Raw genomic sequence first — 19,665 nt, 5'->3', positions numbered from 1 at the left:
TCGCGCTATCGACAAAGCGTTGTGTTTGTCAGCTGCGAAGAAGGAAGAGTATGAAGCATTTCAGCACAATCGTCAACACCTTCTTTTCTACTACCCAGCCCCTGAAGGCTGTCCCTTTTGTGCCGCAAACTAGTGCGTCTCATTGGGGAGGCGAACTATAGCAAAGCGCCCCAGCGGAAGCAAGGCTTTTCCCGGGTATTTGCGGCCAACTGCTACAATTTCGCCCCCTCAGCGCACATTCGCGTCCCACCATAGAAGATTCACCATGAAACAACAAGCTCAAGGATCAGGCCTGACCCTGAAACGGGCTGGCTTTACCACTGGCTTCGGCGTGCTCGCCGCCACCCTCGGTTCCGCAGTCGGTCTCGGCAATATCTGGAAGTTCCCCTACCTGACGGGCGCCAATGGCGGCGCCGGCTTCCTGCTCATCTATCTGCTCGCTACCTTATTAGTGGGACTGCCCGTGATGATCGCGGAAATCACCCTGGGACGCCGCGCCAAGGTCAACCCGATCTCCACCATGGAACAGCTGGCGCCGAAGGGCAAGCCCTGGTGGCTGGTCGGCGTCATCGGCATGGTGGCCGCCTTCCTGATCGTGGCGTTTTACTCGGAAGTGGTGGGCTGGGTGTTTGCCTATATCGCCAAGGCCATCGACGGCTCCATCCTCAGCAGCGACAAACTGGTGACGGAAGCGGCCTTCGCTTCGCTGATCAGCAATCCCCTGCAATCGCTGTTGTGGCAATGGGGCGTGCTGCTGTTTATCGGCGGCATATTGATGTTGGGCGTGACCAAGGGCATCGAAGCGATCGCCAAGAAACTCATGCCACTGCTGTTCCTGCTGTTGCTCCTGCTGTGCGCGGTCAGCCTGTCGCTGGATAAAGCGGGCGAAGGCCTGGCTTTCCTGTTCCGTCCCGATTTTTCCAAGCTGACGGCTTCCGTCGTGCTGACGGCCATGGGCCTGGCCTTCTTTAAATTGTCTGTTGGCATGGGTACGATGATGACGTACGGCAGTTATTTCCGCGACGACCAGAATATTCCCGTCACCACCTTGCGCGTGATGGCGGCCGACCTCGGCGTATCGATGCTGGCCGGCATCGCCATCTTCCCCGCCGTGTTCACCTTTGGCTTCGCCCCCAGCGCGGGACCGTCGCTGGTGTTCATCACGATCCCCGCCGTGTTTTCTCAAATTCCGATGGGACAAGCTCTGATGGTGGTGTTCTTCATCCTGGCTGCCGTGGCCGCCACGGGGGCGATGCTGTCGCTGATGGAAGTGCCCGTCGTGATTTTCCATGAACGTTTCGGCTGGACGCGCACCAGGGCCACCATCGTGACCATGCTGCTGCTGGCCGTGCTCGGTTCCGTATGCGCCCTCAGTAACAGCACGCTGGCGGACTTCAAGTTATTCAATCTGAATATGTTTGATCTGTTCGACTTCGTCTCGTCGAATATCTTCCTGCCCGTGGGTGGCATCGCGATCGCCTTGTTTACAGGCTGGGCCTGGGGCAAGGACCATTTCATTGATGCGATCAGCAACCATGGCCAGCTGCAAAATAAAACCCTGGCGCATGTGCTGCTGTTCCTGCTGCGCTTTGTCTCGCCCGTACTGATCCTGATCGTGATGCTGAAGGGTTTACAGGTCTTCTAATCAGAGAACCCGGGTGTAGGTCTGGCGCACCAGCACCCGGTCGCCGCAATCGAAATGCCACCATTCGCTGTTGATGCCGAAGAAGCCCGCCTGGAACATGGCGTCGCGCAACAATCGGCGGTGCGCCACATGTTCCTCGGCAATTTCCCCTTTCTCCAGCAAAACCAGCTCCAGCGCCGGGTGCGAGCGCTCACTTAAATCGTCAAAGCCAGTCCCCATGTCCAGTTCCTGCCCATCCGGGCCGACGATGGTGATGTCGAGCGCCATGCCGAACGAGTGGATCGAGCCACGCGACGGTTCGGCGATATAGCCCAGCAACTCCGTGCCCTGCAGCGCATCCCACAGTTGCTGCTGCACCCGCTGCGGGCGCAAGGCGTCGAGCACCAATAAATGATGATCGGGACGCTTCACGGCCAGCCAGGCCACGGCTTTTTCCAGGGCGGCCGCCGCATCGCGGTGCAGCCAGGCGCAATCGATAGGGCTGTATAAGTCGCGGCCGACGAAATTGTCGGGCGTGGCATAGCGCAAGTCGACGGCGATGCCGGCGATGCTGCTCAGGTGGCGAAATTGCGGATCGCTGCCGACCGCTTCTAATTGCAAACTTGCAACAGACATCAGACTCCTCTTTCCAGGCAGTTGCGCGCCGCCACGCCGATGCTGTCGGCCAGGCGCCGCGCGCCATGCGACAGCGGCGAGTGGCTCGCCGTCAATAAATACAGTTGGATGGGGATGGTGGGCGCCCAAGGACGGCGCTGCAGGCGCTCAGGCGAGCCGGACGCGGCCGTAAAAGGATCGACCACGGCCATGCCGGCGCCCGCTTCCACCAGGGAACGGGCGATTTGATAGGTCTGCACCACGGTAGAAAAGACGGGGTGGATATCCTGCGCCTCGCAGGCGGCGACCACCAGTTCGCCCAGCGGATCGTTGTCCGCATGGCCGATCAGCTCGCCGTTCAGGCCATGCGCCGTCAACGGCATGCCGCAATCGGCCGCATGCCAGGTGCCGGCCGGCGCAATCACCGTCATGACGCCCTGCGCGATGGGTTCAGCCACGATGCCCGGATGGCGCGGGTCTTGCAGCGACACGGCCAGATCCGCTTCACCGAGCCGCAAGGTATTGACGATCTCGCCCGTGTGGTGGGTAGCCAGCTGACAACGCGTGTGGGGGAAGTCGCGCCGCCACTCCGTCATGGCAAACGGCAAGACGCTGATGGCGATCGTCGGCGTAGAGACCAGGCGGATGGTTTCCACCGCATGACCCTTCAGGCTGGCTGCCAGGCGGCGGATGCCCAATAAATCGCGGTTGAGCTTTTCCGTCTCGACAAACAAGCGGTGTGCCTCGGGCTTCGGATACAACTTGCCCCGTACGCGCTCGAACAGCGGCATGCCCAGTTGCAATTCGCAATGCTGCAAGACCTTGGTCACGGCCGGCTGCGAAATATGCAGCACCTGGGCCGCACCGCTGATGGTGCCAACTTGCATGATGGCGTGAAACACTTCGATATGACGCAGCCGCATGAGCTATTCCTTTACCTTGCCGTGGCCACCTGGGCCTTCAACGTTCAGCATATAAGAAAAAGTCATGGGCTGGAACGGCTATGCTACTTTGCAACAACAGCTGGGGCCGGCGTCGTCAGCACTTCCAGCAGGGCCGCCGTTTCGCCATCGGGCGTGCCATCGAACAAGGTGTTGCGGTATTTCATCTGGAAAGCGATCAGCACATTGCGCGTCGCTTCATCGAAGACGCCCGTGTTCGGCGTCGCATAGCCGTGCTGGGCCAGCTTTTTCTGGAACCAGACGGCGTCCGGCACTTGCTGCTCAAAAATGAGGCGCTGCGCAGCCACTCTGTTCGCGTCAGGCCAGACGATCAGGCCCGCATCGGCCAGCTGGCGCCAAGGGAACAGGGGGCCCGGATCCTGCTTGCGCTGTGGGGCGATCTCGTTATGGCCAAGGATATTTTCCGGCGCGATGTTGTAGCGGGCCTGGATATCTTTCAGCAGTGGAATCAACTCATCGATCTGTGCCTGGGGGAATGGATACCAGAGGCGGCCTTCCGGCGTGTCCTTGTAGCCCGGGTTGACGATCTCGATACCGATTGAGCTGACATTCAGCTGTGTATAAGTCTTCCAGTTACTCACACCCGCATGATTGGCCTGGCGCGATTCGTCGACCAGCACGTAAAACTTCGGCTTGTCGGTGTCCGTCAGCAAATAATGGCTGCTGACCACTTGTTCCGTCAGGATCTTGATCGAGCGGGGCAGGTCGCTGACGGTGTAATGGATGACGATGAATTTCACGCGCGGGCTCTGGCTGCGCGCGTTCAAGCTGTGGTCGAGGTGCGGCGCGGGCGTGGTACAGGCGGAGAGCAGGGCCACCAGCAGGGCGAGGGCGATTTTTTTCATGAAAGATCCGTGTTCGGGTTGGTAAAATGTTCAGTTCTTGCCAGTACGCTGGCTGGCTGCCCGGGCTGCCACCTTGGCCGCAGCCTCATGCGAACGGGCAACTTTTTGCTCCATCATCAACGATACCGGCAAAGCGGCGCGCATGGCAACCGCGATGGCCGGGTGCAATTGCGCTGCGCGGCCCGCCAGCACGACAGGACGGGGACCGTAGCGCGTCGTCAAGGCCAGCGCCAGACGCGCCAGTTCCTGTCCCGCGCGCTGCAAGATGTCCAGCGCCAGCGGGTCACTTTCCGCACTGGCGGCCACGGCCAGCGCCAGCCGGCCGATGGCGCCCCGGTCCTGGCCATACATGAAGGCGCGCGACAGCGACCAGTCACTGCCGCCCAGTTGCGCAAACACGGCTTCGGCCATGGGCGAGTCTTGCCAGCTGCCAGGCGCCTCGTCTTCGCGGCGCCAGATGTAGCGCAAGGCTTCGCGCGCGATCCAGTAACCGCCACCGCCATCGTCAAGCAGCACGCCGCGCCCGCCTGCGCGATGAAATACGCCATCCGCATCGATCCAGGCGGCAATCGAGCCCGTGCCAGCGTAGACCAGATAACCTTCGCCGGGTTCAAAACTGTCGCGATAAGCGATATCGATATCGTTGCCCAAGCGCACGTCGCCGACGTCCAGCGCCAGCAGGGTCGCCAGCATGTGGGCCAGCGCCACATCGTCGCCACCAAAGCCCGTCAAGCCCGCCACCACGGCGCGCGGTTGGCCAACGGCCAGCACGGCCTGGCACAGTCTGGAAAATGCGGCGTGCACGGCCGCGCGGCCCGCTGCGCTGCTCATTTGCAAGGCAGACAAGCCTTCCACAGCCCCATCGGCCACGATGACGCCGTCCCCGTTGGCCAGGGCCCAGCGCGTCTGCGTGCCGCCCGCGTCGATGCCCAGCCCCAGCACGGCAGTGTCAATATTGGTTACAGGGAAGGAAATCATGGCATGAGTGTAAAGCCAAGCTGAGCTTGCAGGCATGAAAGCTTGCGCATGTTTCATGCCTGCAGGTTATGGACTAGCGGTGAACGGTCAACAACTACTTGGCGGGAGCCGTAAACGGTGCGCGCACGGTAACGCGGGGGCTTTCATTGCCGAGGCGGTCCACGGCGCTGACCACTACCGCATTGACTTTACCAATGGCATCGTCGACCAGGGTCAGCTCGCCTTGCACGCCCGTGACCACGGTAAAGCGCCAGTCTTCGCCGTAGCGGGCCCATACCGCGTACTGCGCCACGGCTTTGCCGCCGCCCGCCGTCAATTTGATGTTCAGGCTGGTGGAATCGCGGCGCAAGGCCAGCACGGGCGTACCCGGTGCTTCCTTGCCCAGCCACGGCGTGGCGGGAATCAGGGCAGGGCTTTGATATACGGTCGCCTTGAGTTGCTCGCTGACACCCTTGCGGTTCTGCATCAGCGGCACCATGCTGAAATGCACTTGTCCATTCGCGCCGGGGCGCGTGCGTGTCACTTCGATCTGCTTGATGATCTCTTGCGGCGTGAAGGACTTGGCGGAATTGTCGATGCGGCTCGTGTATAAACCGGGCCACACGTGGCGGCCATACGGATTTTGCGCCAGCCAGTAGTCGAGCAGCACGCCAAACGCTTGCGGCGCCTGCGCCACGGGCCAATACAACTGCGGCGACAGGTAATCGAGCCAGCCCTTGGCCAGCCACAGTTCCGCATCCGCATACAATTTATCGTACTGGCTGAAGCCAACGATGCCGGCCGGGCGGCGGTCAGGACGGCCGATGCCGAACGGGCTGATGCCGAAGCGCACCCAGCTCTTTTCGCGGTGGATGCCTGTATATAAGGCTTCGATCAGCTGGTTGACATTCTGGCGGCGCCAGGAAGGGCGGTCCAGCTGGCCACCGGCCAGCAAATATTGCTGCCAGGAAGGCTCATCGGGGAACGGCAGTTCACGCTTGGCGCCGCCATTGCCCGCATCCAGCGCAGCCGTCTCGGCGCCCGCACCGGCGCCAGGCGCATCGATCGGATACGGATAAAAGTAATCGTCGATATGCACGCCGTCGATATCGTAGCGGCGCACCACGTCGAGCACCACGTCCGTCGTGTGCCTGGAGGCGGCGGCATCGCCCGGGTCCATCCACAGGTAGCGGCCGTATTGCTTGACGGACGCCGGGTTGGTGGAAGCGAAACTGTCGCGTGCCAGCGGCGACTTGGCCGTCGCGTGACGGGCACGGTAGGGGTTGAACCAGGCGTGCAATTCCAGGCCGCGCGCATGCGCCTGCGCCACCCAGAAGGCCAACGGGTCATACATGGGCAACGGCGGCTGGCCTTGCTTACCGGTCAGGTATTCCGACCACGGCTCCAGTTGCGATGAGTAAATCGTGTCGGCGCTGGGCCGCACCTGCAGCACAATCGCGTTCAGATTCAAGGACTTGGCGCGGTCGAGAATGGCCAGCGCTTCCGCTTGCTGCTTGGCGACAGGCAAATTGCTGCGGCTGGGCCAGTCGATATTGGCAACCGTCGAGACCCAGGCGGCGCGGAACTCGCGCGGTGCTGGCGGCGGCACTTCGCCCGTGATGTGCTGCACGGGCGGCACGGCCGGCAAACCCGCTTCGCCTGGCGTCACCGCGGAGGGCAGCCTGGTACTGGTACAACTGCTGAGCAATGTAGCGGTGGCCAGCGCGGCCAGTACGCCGGCGCTGGCGCCCAGGCGTTTTTTGAAAGTAGACAACAAAACAATTCCTTGCAGTGGTGAAGCGCAGGTCTATCGGTGCGGGCATTTTACTGTGCGCCCGCCATCCTTGCGGGCGCACGGTTCAAAAGAATCAGGCCTCGGCCTTCTTGCCGAATTCGGGATCGATCTTGACCAGCGCGGCCATGATGAAAGCAGGAATGGTGGCGATGCAAACCCAGATGAAGAAATGCTGGTAACCGAGCATTTGCTGGATCCAGCCGCTGGCCATGCCCGGCAGCATCATGCCCAGGGCCATGAAGCCCGTGCAGATGGCGTAATGGGCCGTTTTATGGGCGCCATCGGAGACCATGATCATGTACAACATATACGAAGCAAAACCGAAGCCATAGCCAAATTGCTCCAGGGCGATGCCACCGGCAATCACATAGATGCTGCTGGGCAAAGCGGTGGCCAGATAGACAAACACCAGGTCGGGCAAGTGGACGGACAGCACCATGATCCACAGGCAACGTTTCAAGCCGAAGCGGGAAATGATGAATCCTCCCAGCAAGCCGCCCAAGGTCAGGGCGATGACGCCGATGGTGCCGTAGACGAGGCCTACCTGTTCCGTGCTGAGGCCCAGGCCGCCCTTGGCAACGGGGTCGAGCAGGAAGGGCGCGGCCAATTTGAGCAGTTGCGCTTCGCCGAGGCGGAACAGCAGCAAGAAGCCCAGGATGACGAGAATATCCTTCTTCTTGAAAAAGGAGGCAAAGGTGGCGACAAACTCTTGCAGAGGAGAAATACCAGCGCCCTGGATGCTGGGGCGGTCATCCTGCGGTTTCGGCAGGACAAAATAGTGGTACAGGAAGAGGGCGATGAACAGGCCCGCCAAAATCGCAAACACGACGGACCAGGCCAGCTGCACATTGCCCGTCGCATGCGTCAGATAGCCAGCCAGATACACGAGGCCGCCCTGGCCGGCGATCATCGCCAGGCGGTAAAACGTGCTGCGCACGCCGACAAAGGCCGCCTGCTGGTGTTCTTCCAGGCCCAGCATATAAAAACCGTCGGCGGCAATATCATGCGTGGCGGAACTGAAGGCCATCAGCCAGAAGATGGCCAGACTGATCTGGAAAAAGTGCGGCAGCGACGTCGTCAGGGCCACCAGCGCCAGCGCGGCGCCGATCACCAGCTGCAAGCCGACGATCCAGAAGCGCTTGGTGCGGTACATGTCGATAAAGGGCGACCACAGGGGCTTGATGACCCACGGCAAGTACAGCCAGCTCGTATACAGCGCGATATCCGTATTGGAAAAACCGTAGTTCTTGTACATGATCACGGAGAGTGTCATGACCACTACATAGGGGATGCCCTGGCCAAAATACAGGGAAGGGATCCACAGCCACGGCTTATTTGACGGCTTATTTGCGCGCGCCGGGACGGTTTGTTTCACTAGCTCCATACATCCTTCGTTGTCTCCCAGACAGAAGAATGCCGCGCCATCGGATCACGCCGCCAGTGCCGCCCGCACACTGCCGTCCGCGCCGGCCAACAATGCCTGTGCCTGGTTTGTGTTGATTTTTTTGATCAAGGCAACAATCGCCACCTTGACGTGATAGTGGCATTGCTCCAGCACGGTCCTGGCCTGCACTTCGCTGGCGCCGGTGGCGTGCATGGTGAGACGCACCGCCCGCCAGATCAGCTTGGCGTTGGTCGGCTTCAAGTCTACCATCAAGTTTCCGTAAGTTTTATGCAAACCGACCATCAGCGCGCTGGAAATCGTGTTCAGGGTGATTTTTTGCGCCGTGCCCGCTTTCAGGCGGGTGCTGCCGGAAATGACTTCCGTGCCCGTGTCGAGCACGATGCCGCATTGCGCCTCGTGCGCCACGGGCGCATCCACATTGTTGGCGATGCCTATCGTCAAGGCACCCGCCTTGCGCGCGGCCAGCAGGGCGCCCAGCACATACGGCGTGGCGCCGGAGGCGGCCAGCAGGATCACCACGTCATTGTCTTGCGGCTGCAGGGACAGCAAGTCCGCCTCGCCTTGCTGCAAATTATCTTCCGCCCCTTCGACAGCCGTGAACATGGCGCCCGCACCGCCGGCCAGGATGGCGACGGCCCGCTCGGGCGGCCACGAAAACGTGGGATTGAGTTCGACACTGTCGAGTACGCCCAGGCGGCCCGACGTGCCCGCGCCCACGTACAGCAGGCGGCCGCCGGCAGCGATGCGGGGCAGGGCGGCCGTGATGGCCGCAGCGATGTCGGGCGACGCCAGCCGCACGGCCTCGACGGCCCAGAACTGGTCATCGACCAGCGCCGCCACCAGTTGCTCCACCGGATACAGGTCCAGATCCGGATGCCGCCGGCTCGGAGTTTCAGTTTTCAACATGATTTCAGAACATGGTTGACCGTGAAACCAGTTTAATACCAACGAGCGGGATCAACCATGAAAGGATGGCGGGCGGGCATAACGGGAGTTTATGGCTGGCGCAGGAACGTGATGATGTCCTTACTTGTACTTCGATACGCTCCCGTTTGTGTCTATACTTGGGTTCGACGCCAACATCCACGACCCGCCCCATGATCGCTCGCCAATTGCTGTTCCTGTTTAGCGCCCTTGGCGCCATCAACGGCATTTTCCTGGCCGTCTATTTTTTCAGCCGCCGGCCCCGCTGCCTGGCCGACTGCATGCTGGGGGCATTGCTGCTTGCCGTCGGGGTACGCACCGCCAAGTCCGCTTTCCTCTACTTCAACCCGGCGATCGCAATCGAATTCCGCCAGCTGGGCCTGTCGGCTTGCCTGCTGATCGGTCCCTTGACCTATCTCTATGTGCGCTCTTTCTTGGCCGGGCTCGCGCAATTGCCTGCTGGACAACAATGGCGTTGGCACCTGGGCTTGTCCTTCCTGCTGATCGGCATTGGCGTTGCCTTTCCGTATTCCGCGTATCGTTCTGTATGGAACCAGTCGAGCCATGCCATTCATGTGTTCTGGCTATGCTACCTGCTGGCAACCGCCAGGCTGCTGTGGCAAAGCCGCCGCGCATGGTGGAACGAGGGACAGCGGATGGCGACCAGCAGCGTGCTCCTGCTGAGCGTCTTTGCAGGCAGCTGCGTCATGCTGGCGGCGTACGCGAGCACGCCGTTCACGTCCTATATCGTTGGCGCCTTGTCATTCACCTTCTCGCTGCATGTGGCGGTGATGGTCTTTCTGCTGAGAAAGGAAGGCTTGACGCCATCCGAGCCGAAACAGAAGTACCAGAATAACCGCCTGGCGCACGAAGATACGCTGGCCGTGCTTGCCGCGCTGGAACAACAGATGAGCGGACAGAAATCCTATCTGAATCCGAATCTGACCCTGGCCCAACTGGCCAAGCGGGCGGGATGCACGCAGGCGCAGGTGTCGCAGGTACTGAATGACAAGCTGGGCAAGAGCTTCACGACCTACGTCAACGAATACCGTATCGCCGAAGCGAAACAGGTATTGAGCGACGAGCCGCAATGGAACATGGATACCGTCGCCGAGCGCTGCGGGTTCAATTCCAGTTCCACCTTCTACTCGACCTTCAAGAAAGTGGCTGGACAGACGCCCGCCAGCTTCCGGGCCCAATCCAGCCAGCCGGCCAGGGCCATTTCCGCATAAAAGCACTCCGGAATCGCCATTCCGGAGTCTGAAATCGCGTTTGGCGACATCCATTCCCCTGCACTTCGATAAATTATCGAGCACCAGCGATCTGAAATAGTCGTTGCTCCGATAAACGCAGTTCTATATGCAGGGTACATCCATGATTCAGTTTTTATTGCGAACCATACTCGCCTGTTGCTTCCTGAGCATCACCGCCGTCGGCACCGCCGCAGACCAGGACGAAAATGCCATCCGTGAAACCGTGCGCTTGTATATGCATGGCACCAGCTTTAACGTACAAAGCGAGATCAACCAGGCCTTTTATGCAAATTCCCGCCTTTACCTGGACGGCAAAAACGATGCGGAATGGGAGTTGAGCGGTCCGGAATACGCCAAACTCTTTTCCCAGGAGAAAACAGGGCAATTCAACGGGCGCCACGGGCGGCTGATCAAGGTGGATGTGAGCGGCAAGGTAGCCACCGCCAAGGCCGAGATCCACATTCCTGAACAAGGGGTCCGCTATGTGGATGTCTTTCTGTTGAAAAAGATCGCCGGCAACTGGAAAATCGTCAGCAAGTCGGCCCATCGCGAGCCAGCAGCCCCGCGCCACGCACGCAAGGTGCTGCTGGTGGTGTCGAATGTGCATCAATATCCAGGCACAAAGGTTAACGCTGGCAATAATTTTCCGGAGATCGCGTATACCTATGATGTCTTTCGCAAAGCAGGGTACGCCGTCGACTTCGTCAGTCCCGAGGGCGGCGCCATTCCCCTGGAAATGATCGTCACGTCGGACGCGCTGCTCAAGAAGCACCTGTACGACAGTGATTTCATGTGGGCACTGGCCCATACCAAGCCCGTTTCCGAGGTCAGGGCGGACGAGTATGCGGGCATGGCTTTCGTCGGCGGCGGCGCGGCCATCGTCGGCATCCCGGACAACAAGCCGCTGCAGGACATCGCCTTGCGTATCTACGAACAACAGGGTGGGGTGATCGCGGCCATCTGCCATGGCACCGAGGGCATCAAGAACCTGAAGCTGCGTGACGGTACTTTCCTGATCCAGGGCAAGGTGCTCACCTCGTTCCCCGATGCGTTTCTCAACAAGGAATCGCCGGTCTACAAGGCCTATCCTTTTTCGGCAGAAGCGAGCATCAAGCGCCATGGCGGCATATTCAGGCACGGCGCCAACGGCAAGAGCCACGTCGAGGTCGATGGCCGGCTGGTGACCGGCATGAGCTGGGAAGCGTCCGTCGGCGTGGCGGAATCCATGATCCGCCTGATCGAGCAGTAAATCTACGGAGCGCGGCGCATTTCCGCCACAAAATCGTAATGATCGCTGCGGCAATACGAATGCGTGAGTTCCACCGCTTCGCCCGACTCCAGGTAAGCGATGCGCGTAATGAACAGCACGGCCTGGCCATCGGGGATGCCCAATTGCTTGGCAAGCACGTCCGTCGCATTCATGGCGCGGATGTGCTGCAAGGCGCGCACGGGGGCCTTCTTGATGCTGCTCAAGTATTCATACAGCGAGTCACCCATCGCCTCAGGCTCCGGCACCACGCTGAACGGCAAGACGCTCACTTCATATGCCATCACGACGTCATCGGCCAGGCGCAGGCGCTCCAGGCGCGCCACTTTCGTGTTCTGCGCCAGGCCCAGGCTCAGCTGTTCATCGCTGCTGGCGATGACGACTTCGCGCTTGAGCCAGCGCGAGCCGGGGCGGTAGCCGCGCTGCTGCAGCTGCTCGGAAAAGCTCGACAGGTTCGACAGTGGCTGCTCGATGCGCGGGGCAATATAGTTGCCCGAACCGCGGCGGCGCACGACGAGGCCTTGCTCGACGAGCTGGTCGATGGCCTTGCGGGCAGTCACGCGCGATACGTCGAGCAGTTCGGACAGGGTACGTTCGGATGGCAGGGCCTGGTCTACCTGGTAGCGGCCGTTGCGTACGTCATCGCTCAGCTTGCGGGCGATCTGCATATATAAAGGCGAATTGTCATTTAAATCGACCTTGAGTTCTACGCTGGTCTGGCTCATACAGTTCTCCTTGTCCTCCTAGTGTAATAGCGATGGCGCCTGCGCGTAGCCCGTCCACCCATGAATAAATGGAAAATGACCATAAATAACGGTTATACACTTAAAAAAACAATGTTTTACCGTACGTATAGCTTTGCATTATAGATAAATAAGCAATTTTCATTAGCGCAGTAAACCATCGCGCCCTATGCTGGTGGCGCCTCCACCACACCGCGAAACAGGGAACATGCACAATAAAATGACGGGTTTACTGGGCTTGTTGCTGCTGGGTACGACGTGGACGGCGCTGGCCGCCCCGCCCGGTAGCGGCAAGGACCAGCAGCGCGCGCTCGATGCCACGTTGGCCGCCATCGTCGATGATGCGGCCCACCCGCTGGCCAGCCTGTCCGTGCTGGCCATCCGCCACGGCAAGGTGTCGTATCAACAACAATTTGGCTACCGGCGTATCGGCGCCACGCCGACAGAGAACTTGCCCGTGACGCCGGCCACCCTGTTCCGCATCGCTTCCGTCTCGAAGATGATGACTACCCTGGGCCTGATGCGGCTGGTCGAGCAGGGCAAGCTGAGCCTGGACCAGGACGTGGGCATCTATCTGGGTTTCTCCCTGCGCAACCCGCATTTCCCCCAGCAACCGTTGACCTTGCGCAGCCTGCTCAGCCACACTTCCTCGCTGCGCGATGCGGGCGGCTATGCCTGGGGGCCCGAACGCAGCTTGCGCGACGTATTTACGGCCGGCACCGATACGATGTGGGATGCGGCCGCGGCGCCGGGCCGCCATTTCACGTATGCCAACCTGAACTGGGGCGTGATCGGCACCGTGATGGAAAAAGTCACGGGCGAGCGCTTCGACTTGCTGATGCGGCGCCTGCTGCTCGATCCCCTCGATGTGCGCGGCGGCTACAATCCGGCCGCCTTCCCGACGGAGGATGTGGCAAACACGGCTACCCTGTACCGCAAGCGCACGCTCGACACGGAGATCTGGCAGCCACACGGCCCCTGGATCGCGCAAGCCGATGATTTTTACCAACGCCCACCGGCCGCGCCAGCCGGCCTCGAACGGTATGTGATCGGCAGCAATGCCACCGTCTTCAGCCCCACGGGCGGCTTGCGCATCTCTGCTGCGGGCTTGGGCACGGTGATGCAGATGCTGCTCGACGGCGGGCGCTATCAGGGAAAACAACTATTGCAGCCGGCCAGCATCGCGCTGATGTTTGGCCGCCAATGGCAGCTGGCGCCGGACGGACGCAATGGCGACAGCGAACGGGGCCTGTACCACGCCTGGGGCCTGGGCAACCAGCAATTCGATGCGGTGGCAGGGCAGGGCAACCGCCTGGTCGAGGGTGCCGGCTTCACGGCCGTGGGCCACCTGGGCGACGCGTATGGCCTGGTCTCTGCCTTCGTGCTCGATTTCAAGAACAGGAACGGCATGGTGATGCTGGTGGGAGGTACGGGCAGCGATCCCGAACATTATCCTGGCACGTATTCCGCCATGGGGCGCAGCGAGGAATTGATACTCACCGCGCTATACCGTGGTGCGATTGACAACAATCCATCCTTGCATTGAAATGGTGCATTCCTGAAAGTTATGGCTGCACCATGATGTTTCATTGGCTGCGCTGACGGCCAGCCTCTAAGCTCTTCCCGAATGCTTCCGCACCATGGGAGCGCAACGCAGCGAGGCAACATGCAGCAACAAGTCATCATCATCGGCGGCGGCATCGTCGGTCTGACATCGGCCTGGTGGCTGGCCGAGGCCGGCTACAGGGTCACTGTACTGGAACGCAATGAACAGGTGGCGATCGCCGCCAGCTACCGCAATGGCGGCCAGCTCAGCTATCGCTATGTAGCGCCCCTGGCGGACGCGGGCGTGCCCTTCAAAGCCTTGCAGTGGCTGCTGCAAAAAGACGGTCCGCTGCGCTTCCGTCCCGAGGCGGACTGGCGCCAATGGCGCTGGATGGCCAGTTTCTTGCGTAATTGCAACAGCGCCAGCAATGCCCGCACGACGGCCAAGCTGCTGCAACTGGGAGAATGGAGCCGCGCCGGCATGGCGCAGCTGGAGCTGACCGTGCCGCCCGAAGCGTATGCCTGGCGCGATGCGGGCAAACTCATCGTCTACCGTTCACCCGCCATCTTTCAGCGGGCCGTGGCGCGGCCCGAGTCGGAAGAGGCGCGCATCGTCCTGTCGCCGTCTGAAGCCGTGCAGCGCGAACCGGCGCTGGCCGCCTTGCAGGGCGCTTTGGCCGGCGGCATCTTTACCGAAGGAGAAGCCGTGGCCGATTGCCACGCCTTTTGCCTGGCGCTGGAAGCGCGCCTGCTGCAGCACCCGAACTGTTCGCTCTTATTAAAAGGCGAGGCGCGCCGCCTCGTCATGCACAAGGGCAGGATCACGGGCGTCGATACAAGCCTGGGCTTGCTGCAAGCGGATCACTATGTGCTGGCGGCCGGCATCCAGAGCCGCGACCTGGCCGCCACGGCGGGCATCTACCTGCCCCTGTACCCGCTGAAGGGCTACAGCCTGACGGCGCCCATCCGCGCGCAGCACCGGGCGCCCGAGATCAGCATCACGGATTTCGAACGCAAGGTACTGTATGCGCGCATCGGTGGCGACCTGCGCGTGGCCGCCATGGTCGACATGGTGGGCGCCGACAACAGCATCGACTGGGGCCGCATCGCGGGCCTGACGCGGCTGGCGCGCGAAGCCATGCCGCAGGGCGCCGATTACGACCAGGCCACGGCCTGGGCCGGCCTGCGCCCCGCCACGCCGAACAGCGCGCCGCTGGTGGGCGCCAGCAAAGTTGCGAACCTGTGGCTCAACGTGGGCCATGGCCCCTTGGGCTTTACCTTTGCCGCCGGCACGGCGCGCATCCTGGCCGACCTCATGGCTGGCAAGGCGCCGCCGTTCGCGCTGGACTTCCTCAGCCCCACAAAGTAGCCAGGCAAGGCGCGGCGCACGCGCCGCTGCCGATATGGCGGATAATTGCGGAACTTTTCAGTTCCCTCTTTTCTGTTCCTGATTGCCAGCGCATGCCCACACTCTCGACATCTGCCGCCTGCCCCTGTGGCGGCGCCTCCTACGCCGGCTGCTGCGGCCCGTATATCGCGGGCGACGCCTTGCCGCCCACGGCCGAAGCCCTGATGCGATCGCGCTACACGGCGTTCACCCTGCGCGACGAGCCCTATCTGCTTGCCACCTGGCACGCCAGCACCCGTCCCACCGACGCTTTATTTGCCGAAGAAGAAAAAGTCCACTGGCTGGGACTTGAGGTAAAATCTGCTTTACGTTTACGTCAACGTAAAGCAGTATCAGCAGATCAAGCCGAAGAGATACACCGCGACAGCGTGGAATTCGTGGCCCGCTACAAGGTCAACGGCCGCGCGCACCGCCTGCATGAAGTGAGCCGCTTCGTGCGCGAAGCGGGTGAGGGCGGCGCCCTGCGCTGGTTTTATCTCGACGGCAGTTTTCCCGAATAGCGCGACCCGAGAGACCGGGCGATAATAAAAAGGAACCGCAATGCCGCACATCGAAAGCAAACTCAATCCGCGCAGTGAAGATTTCAAGGCCAATGCCGCGGCCATGCAAGCCATCGTCGACGATTTGCGCGACAAGGTCGAGAAAATCGCGGCCGGCGGCGGCGAGGCGGCTGCCGCCAAGCACCTGGCGCGCGGAAAGCTGCTGCCGCGCGACCGCGTGCAGATGCTGCTCGATCCCGGCACGCCCTTCCTCGAGTTTTCCCAGATGGCGGCCTACGCCATGTACCAGGACGCCAAGGGCGTCGATGCGGCGCCTTCCGCCGGCATCATCACCGGCATCGGCAGGGTCTCGGGCCAGGAATGCGTCATCGTGTGTAACGACGCCACCGTCAAGGGCGGCACGTATTACCCGATGACGGTGAAAAAGCACTTGCGCGCCCAGGAAATCGCCGACCAGAACAACCTGCCCTGCATCTACCTGGTCGACTCGGGCGGCGCCAACCTGCCGAACCAGGACGATGTCTTCCCCGACCGCGACCATTTCGGCCGCATCTTCTACAACCAGGCGAACCTGTCGGCCAAGGGCATCCCGCAGATCGCCGTCGTGATGGGCTCTTGCACGGCCGGCGGCGCATATGTACCGGCCATGAGCGACGAGTCGATCATCGTCAAGGAGCAGGGCACGATTTTCCTCGGCGGCCCGCCGCTGGTGAAAGCGGCCACCGGCGAAGTGGTGACGGCCGAAGACCTGGGCGGCGGCGACGTGCATACGCGTTTGTCCGGCGTGGTCGACCACCTGGCGCAGAACGATCTGCATGCACTGTCGCTGGCGCGCACCATCGTCTCGAACCTGAACCGCACCAAGCCGCAACAGATGGCGATGCGCGAGTCCGTCGAACCGAAATATCCGACGCAGGAACTGTATGGCGTGATCCCCGTCGATACGCGCAAGCCCTTCGACGTGCGCGAAGTGATCGCGCGCATCGTCGACGGCAGCGATTTCGACGAATTCAAGGCCCGCTACGGTACCACCCTGATCTGCGGCTTCGCGCATATCTATGGGGTGAAAGTCGGCATCATCGCCAATAACGGCATCTTGTTCTCCGAATCGGCCCTGAAAGGCACGCATTTCATCGAATTGTGCTGCCAGCGCAAGATCCCGCTCGTCTTCCTGCAAAACATCACGGGCTTCATGGTGGGCCGCAAATACGAAAACGAGGGCATCGCCCGCAATGGCGCCAAGATGGTCACGGCCGTCGCCACGGCTGCCGTGCCGAAATTCACGGTGATCATCGGCGGCAGCTTCGGCGCCGGCAACTACGGCATGTGCGGCCGCGCATTTTCCCCCCGTTTCATGTGGATGTGGCCGAATGCCCGCATTTCCGTCATGGGCGGCGACCAGGCCGCCTCCGTGCTGGCGACCGTCAAGCGCGACGGCATCGAAGGCAAGGGCGGCGAGTGGAGCGCGGACGAGGAAGCGGCCTTCAAGCAGCCGATCAAGGATCAATACGAACACCAGGGCCACCCGTACTACGCCACCGCGCGCCTGTGGGACGATGGCGTGATCGACCCGGCCGATACCCGCATGGTGCTGGGCCTGGGCCTGTCGGCCGCCTTGAACGCGGAAATCCCGGACACGAAGTTCGGCGTATTCCGCATGTAAGCGGCATTCAGGGAGAAGAGAATGGAATTTGAAACCTTAAAGCTGGTCATCGAGGGCAATGTCGCCACCGTGACCCTGAACCGCCCCGACGTGCGCAACGCCTTCAACGAGACGATGATCGCCGAACTGGCGCGCGCCTTCGAGGGCCTGGGGCGCAGCGACATGGTGCGCGCCATCGTGCTGGCGGCGAATGGCGCGGCCTTTTGCGCCGGCGCGGACTTGAACTGGATGAAGAAGATGGCAGGCTACACGCATGCCGAAAACCAGGCCGACGCGCTGCAGCTGGCGCAGATGCTGCGCACGATTTACCTGTGTCCCAAACCCGTCGTGGCGAAGGTCCAGGGCGACTGCTATGCGGGCGGCATGGGCCTCGTCGCCGCATGCGATATCATTCTGGTTGCGGAAGACGTGCATTTCTGCCTGAGCGAAGTGCGGCTGGGACTGATTCCCGCCACTATTTCACCGTATGTCATCAAGGCCATGGGCGAAAACGCGGCACGCCGCTATTTCCTGACCGCCGAGCGATTCTCCGCTCAGGAAGCGCTGCGCATCGGCTTTGCCCACGAGGTAGTCGCTGGCGACGCGCTGGACGCGAAAACGGCCGAGGTGCTCAAAGCGCTGACGGGCAACAGCCCGCACGCGGTGGCGCAAGCAAAAACGCTGGTGCGCGAGATCGTTGGCCAGCCGGTCGACGATGCGCTGCTGGCCGACACGGCCGAGCGCATCGCGCAGATCCGCGCCTCGGAGCAGGGACGCGAAGGCGTGCAGTCCTTCCTCGACAAGCGCAAGCCGAGTTGGCTCATGGGCTAGCAATATCATTGGAGCAGTTTTGAAAGCAGAAAAACAATCGGGCTGGGTCGAACGCAGTCTGCGCAGCGTGTGGCATCCGTGCACGCAAATGCAGCACCACGAGACTGTACCGCTCATCCCCGTCAGCCATGGCCGCGGCGCCTGGCTGTATGACCACGAAGGCCGACGCTACCTGGACGCCATCAGCTCCTGGTGGGTGAACCTGTTCGGCCACGCGAATCCGCGCATCAATGCGGAACTCAAGGACCAGCTGGACCGCCTGGAACACGCGATGCTGGCCGGTTTCACGCATGAACCGGTGATCGAACTGTCGGAAAAACTCTCCGCCTTGACGGGTGGCGTGCTCGGTCACAGCTTTTACGCGTCCGATGGGGCGTCCGCCGTGGAAATCGCCCTGAAAATGAGTTTTCACGCCTGGCGCAACAGCGGCAAGAGTGAAAAGCAGGAATTCGTCTGCCTGAAAGGCAGCTACCACGGCGAAACCATCGGCGCGCTGGCCGTCACCGATGTCGCCCTGTTCAAGGATGCCTACGGCCCCTTGCTGCGCGCCACGCAGACGGTAATGTCGCCCGACTTCCGCCAGGCGGCCGAGGGCGAGTCCGCCCAGGACGTGGCGCGCCGAGCCGCCGCCGAAGTCGAACAGCTTTTCCAGCAAAAAGCGGACAAGATCGCCGCCATCATCATCGAGCCGCTGGTGCAGTGCGCCACCGGCATGGCCATGCACGACCCGCTGTACCTGTCGCTGGTGCGCACCCTGTGCGACCGTTATCAAGTCCATTTGATCCTCGATGAAATCGCCGTCGGCTGCGGACGCACGGGCACCTTCTTTGCGTGCGAGCAGGCTGGCATCTGGCCCGATTTCGTCTGCCTGTCGAAGGGCATCAGCGGCGGCTATCTGCCCCTGTCTCTGGTGATGACGCGCGAAGACATCTACCAGGCCTTCTACAGCACCGATGTGCGCCGCGGCTTTTTGCATTCGCACTCGTACACGGGCAATCCGCTGGCCTGCCGCGCGGCGCTGGCGACGCTTTCCATCTTCGAGGAAGACGACGTGCTGGCCACCAACCGCGTGCGCGCCGACAAGATCACGCAAGCGCTGGCGCCGCTGGCGCAGCATAACAAGGTAAAAAACTTCAGACAACAGGGCATGATCTGGGCGTTTGACGCCGTCGATGCGGCACCCGACTTTTCGCGCCGCTTCTTCAGCACGGCGCTGGAACACGAACTGTTGATGCGCCCCATCGGCTCCACCGTCTACCTGATGCCGCCGTACATCCTCGACAACGAGGAAATCGCGGGCCTGGGCCAGCAGACGCTGGCCGTCTTCAATCATGTGATCGGGGCCTGAG

At 61.6% G+C, this 19,665-nt stretch carries 17 protein-coding genes; 9 read left to right on the top strand and 8 right to left on the bottom strand.

Translation table 11 applies throughout. The features are described from left to right. The first annotated feature begins 265 nt into the window (after positions 1 to 265). Positions 266 to 1,645, top strand: a complete 1,380-nt coding sequence (locus IGS58_RS24850; protein ID WP_230522957.1) for a sodium-dependent transporter — start codon at positions 266 to 268, stop codon at positions 1,643 to 1,645. Here IGS58_RS24850 and IGS58_RS24845 read toward each other — a convergent pair whose 3' ends face one another. The 7 genes from IGS58_RS24845 to IGS58_RS24815 form a co-directional block, all read right to left on the bottom strand. Then, entirely contained in the window at positions 1,646 to 2,260 is a 615-nt protein-coding gene (locus IGS58_RS24845) for a M15 family metallopeptidase (RefSeq protein ID WP_230522956.1), read from the bottom strand. After that, the gene (locus IGS58_RS24840) at positions 2,260 to 3,162 is read right to left on the bottom strand and encodes a LysR family transcriptional regulator (RefSeq protein WP_230522955.1); all 903 of its coding nucleotides are present in this window, start codon (positions 3,160 to 3,162) and stop codon (positions 2,260 to 2,262) included. Before IGS58_RS24840 ends, IGS58_RS24845 begins: the two co-directional genes overlap by 1 nt. Positions 3,163 to 3,245: 83 nt before the next feature. Beyond that, positions 3,246 to 4,046 (bottom strand): N-acetylmuramoyl-L-alanine amidase, encoded by an 801-nt coding sequence (locus tag IGS58_RS24835; protein WP_034752412.1) that lies wholly within the window; start codon positions 4,044 to 4,046, stop codon positions 3,246 to 3,248. Positions 4,047 to 4,076: 30 nt separating this feature from the next. Further along, entirely contained in the window at positions 4,077 to 5,024 is a 948-nt protein-coding gene (locus IGS58_RS24830; protein WP_230522954.1) for an N-acetylglucosamine kinase, read from the bottom strand. Positions 5,025 to 5,118: 94 nt separating this feature from the next. Then, entirely contained in the window at positions 5,119 to 6,780 is a 1,662-nt protein-coding gene (locus IGS58_RS24825; RefSeq protein WP_230522953.1) for a glycoside hydrolase family 10 protein, read from the bottom strand. Between the two features lie 91 nt (positions 6,781 to 6,871). Then, on the bottom strand, positions 6,872 to 8,182 hold the full coding sequence (locus tag IGS58_RS24820) for an MFS transporter (RefSeq protein ID WP_230522952.1): 1,311 nt from the start codon (positions 8,180 to 8,182) through the stop codon (positions 6,872 to 6,874). A gap of 45 nt (positions 8,183 to 8,227) precedes the next feature. Then, on the bottom strand, positions 8,228 to 9,109 hold the full coding sequence (locus IGS58_RS24815) for an N-acetylmuramic acid 6-phosphate etherase (RefSeq protein ID WP_230522951.1): 882 nt from the start codon (positions 9,107 to 9,109) through the stop codon (positions 8,228 to 8,230). Positions 9,110 to 9,120: 11 nt separating this feature from the next. Between IGS58_RS24815 and IGS58_RS24810 the strand changes: the two genes are divergently transcribed. Both IGS58_RS24810 and IGS58_RS24805 read left to right on the top strand, forming a co-directional pair. Continuing rightward, positions 9,121 to 10,359 carry a helix-turn-helix transcriptional regulator gene (locus IGS58_RS24810; RefSeq protein ID WP_230522950.1) on the top strand — a complete coding sequence of 413 codons (1,239 nt, stop codon included), beginning with the start codon at positions 9,121 to 9,123 and terminating at the stop codon, positions 10,357 to 10,359. A 142-nt stretch (positions 10,360 to 10,501) separates the two neighbouring features. Further along, a complete protein-coding gene (locus IGS58_RS24805; RefSeq protein WP_230522949.1) occupies positions 10,502 to 11,629 on the top strand; it encodes a nuclear transport factor 2 family protein in 1,128 nt (375 codons plus the stop codon). A 2-nt stretch (positions 11,630 to 11,631) separates the two neighbouring features. Here the strand turns inward: IGS58_RS24805 and IGS58_RS24800 are convergent, their stop codons facing one another. Continuing rightward, positions 11,632 to 12,372 (bottom strand): GntR family transcriptional regulator, encoded by a 741-nt coding sequence (locus IGS58_RS24800; protein WP_034782800.1) that lies wholly within the window; start codon positions 12,370 to 12,372, stop codon positions 11,632 to 11,634. Between the two features lie 226 nt (positions 12,373 to 12,598). Here IGS58_RS24800 and IGS58_RS24795 point away from each other — a divergent pair, with 226 nt between their 5' ends. The 6 genes from IGS58_RS24795 (at position 12,599) to bioA (ending at position 19,664) form a co-directional block, all read left to right on the top strand. Next, a complete protein-coding gene (locus IGS58_RS24795; RefSeq protein ID WP_230522948.1) occupies positions 12,599 to 13,936 on the top strand; it encodes a serine hydrolase domain-containing protein in 1,338 nt (445 codons plus the stop codon). Between the two features lie 81 nt (positions 13,937 to 14,017). Beyond that, a complete protein-coding gene (locus IGS58_RS24790) occupies positions 14,018 to 15,304 on the top strand; it encodes a D-amino acid dehydrogenase (RefSeq protein WP_268989968.1) in 1,287 nt (428 codons plus the stop codon). Between the two features lie 92 nt (positions 15,305 to 15,396). After that, positions 15,397 to 15,843, top strand: coding sequence for a YchJ family protein (locus IGS58_RS24785; protein WP_092609847.1), 447 nt, complete (start codon positions 15,397 to 15,399; stop codon positions 15,841 to 15,843). A gap of 40 nt (positions 15,844 to 15,883) precedes the next feature. After that, positions 15,884 to 17,506: a carboxyl transferase domain-containing protein gene (locus IGS58_RS24780; protein ID WP_070278418.1), complete on the top strand. Its 1,623-nt coding sequence runs from the start codon at positions 15,884 to 15,886 to the stop codon at positions 17,504 to 17,506. Between the two features lie 21 nt (positions 17,507 to 17,527). After that, positions 17,528 to 18,316 (top strand): enoyl-CoA hydratase/isomerase family protein, encoded by a 789-nt coding sequence (locus IGS58_RS24775; protein ID WP_230522946.1) that lies wholly within the window; start codon positions 17,528 to 17,530, stop codon positions 18,314 to 18,316. Positions 18,317 to 18,335: 19 nt separating this feature from the next. Next, positions 18,336 to 19,664, top strand: a complete 1,329-nt coding sequence (bioA, locus tag IGS58_RS24770; RefSeq protein ID WP_230522945.1) for an adenosylmethionine--8-amino-7-oxononanoate transaminase — start codon at positions 18,336 to 18,338, stop codon at positions 19,662 to 19,664. Position 19,665 lies beyond the last annotated feature (1 nt).

The sequence above is a fragment of the Janthinobacterium sp. EB271-G4-7A genome, assembly GCF_020858075.1.
Lineage (GTDB): Bacteria > Pseudomonadota > Gammaproteobacteria > Burkholderiales > Burkholderiaceae_D > Janthinobacterium > Janthinobacterium lividum.
The sequence above is the reverse complement of the archived record's forward strand: the minus strand, read 5'-3'. Positions and strand labels throughout refer to the sequence as shown.

Coding starts and splice junctions, on each gene's coding strand:
- IGS58_RS24850 (WP_230522957.1), top strand. CDS start 266: ATGAAACAACAAGCTCAAGGATCAGGCCTGACCCTGAAACGGGCTGGC.
- IGS58_RS24845 (WP_230522956.1), bottom strand. CDS start 2,260: ATGTCTGTTGCAAGTTTGCAATTAGAAGCGGTCGGCAGCGATCCGCAA.
- IGS58_RS24840 (WP_230522955.1), bottom strand. CDS start 3,162: ATGCGGCTGCGTCATATCGAAGTGTTTCACGCCATCATGCAAGTTGGC.
- IGS58_RS24835 (WP_034752412.1), bottom strand. CDS start 4,046: ATGAAAAAAATCGCCCTCGCCCTGCTGGTGGCCCTGCTCTCCGCCTGT.
- IGS58_RS24830 (WP_230522954.1), bottom strand. CDS start 5,024: ATGATTTCCTTCCCTGTAACCAATATTGACACTGCCGTGCTGGGGCTG.
- IGS58_RS24820 (WP_230522952.1), bottom strand. CDS start 8,182: ATGGAGCTAGTGAAACAAACCGTCCCGGCGCGCGCAAATAAGCCGTCA.
- IGS58_RS24815 (WP_230522951.1), bottom strand. CDS start 9,109: ATGTTGAAAACTGAAACTCCGAGCCGGCGGCATCCGGATCTGGACCTG.
- IGS58_RS24810 (WP_230522950.1), top strand. CDS start 9,121: ATGGTTGACCGTGAAACCAGTTTAATACCAACGAGCGGGATCAACCAT.
- IGS58_RS24805 (WP_230522949.1), top strand. CDS start 10,502: ATGATTCAGTTTTTATTGCGAACCATACTCGCCTGTTGCTTCCTGAGC.
- IGS58_RS24800 (WP_034782800.1), bottom strand. CDS start 12,372: ATGAGCCAGACCAGCGTAGAACTCAAGGTCGATTTAAATGACAATTCG.
- IGS58_RS24795 (WP_230522948.1), top strand. CDS start 12,599: ATGCACAATAAAATGACGGGTTTACTGGGCTTGTTGCTGCTGGGTACG.
- IGS58_RS24790 (WP_268989968.1), top strand. CDS start 14,018: ATGCTTCCGCACCATGGGAGCGCAACGCAGCGAGGCAACATGCAGCAA.
- IGS58_RS24785 (WP_092609847.1), top strand. CDS start 15,397: ATGCCCACACTCTCGACATCTGCCGCCTGCCCCTGTGGCGGCGCCTCC.
- IGS58_RS24780 (WP_070278418.1), top strand. CDS start 15,884: ATGCCGCACATCGAAAGCAAACTCAATCCGCGCAGTGAAGATTTCAAG.
- IGS58_RS24775 (WP_230522946.1), top strand. CDS start 17,528: ATGGAATTTGAAACCTTAAAGCTGGTCATCGAGGGCAATGTCGCCACC.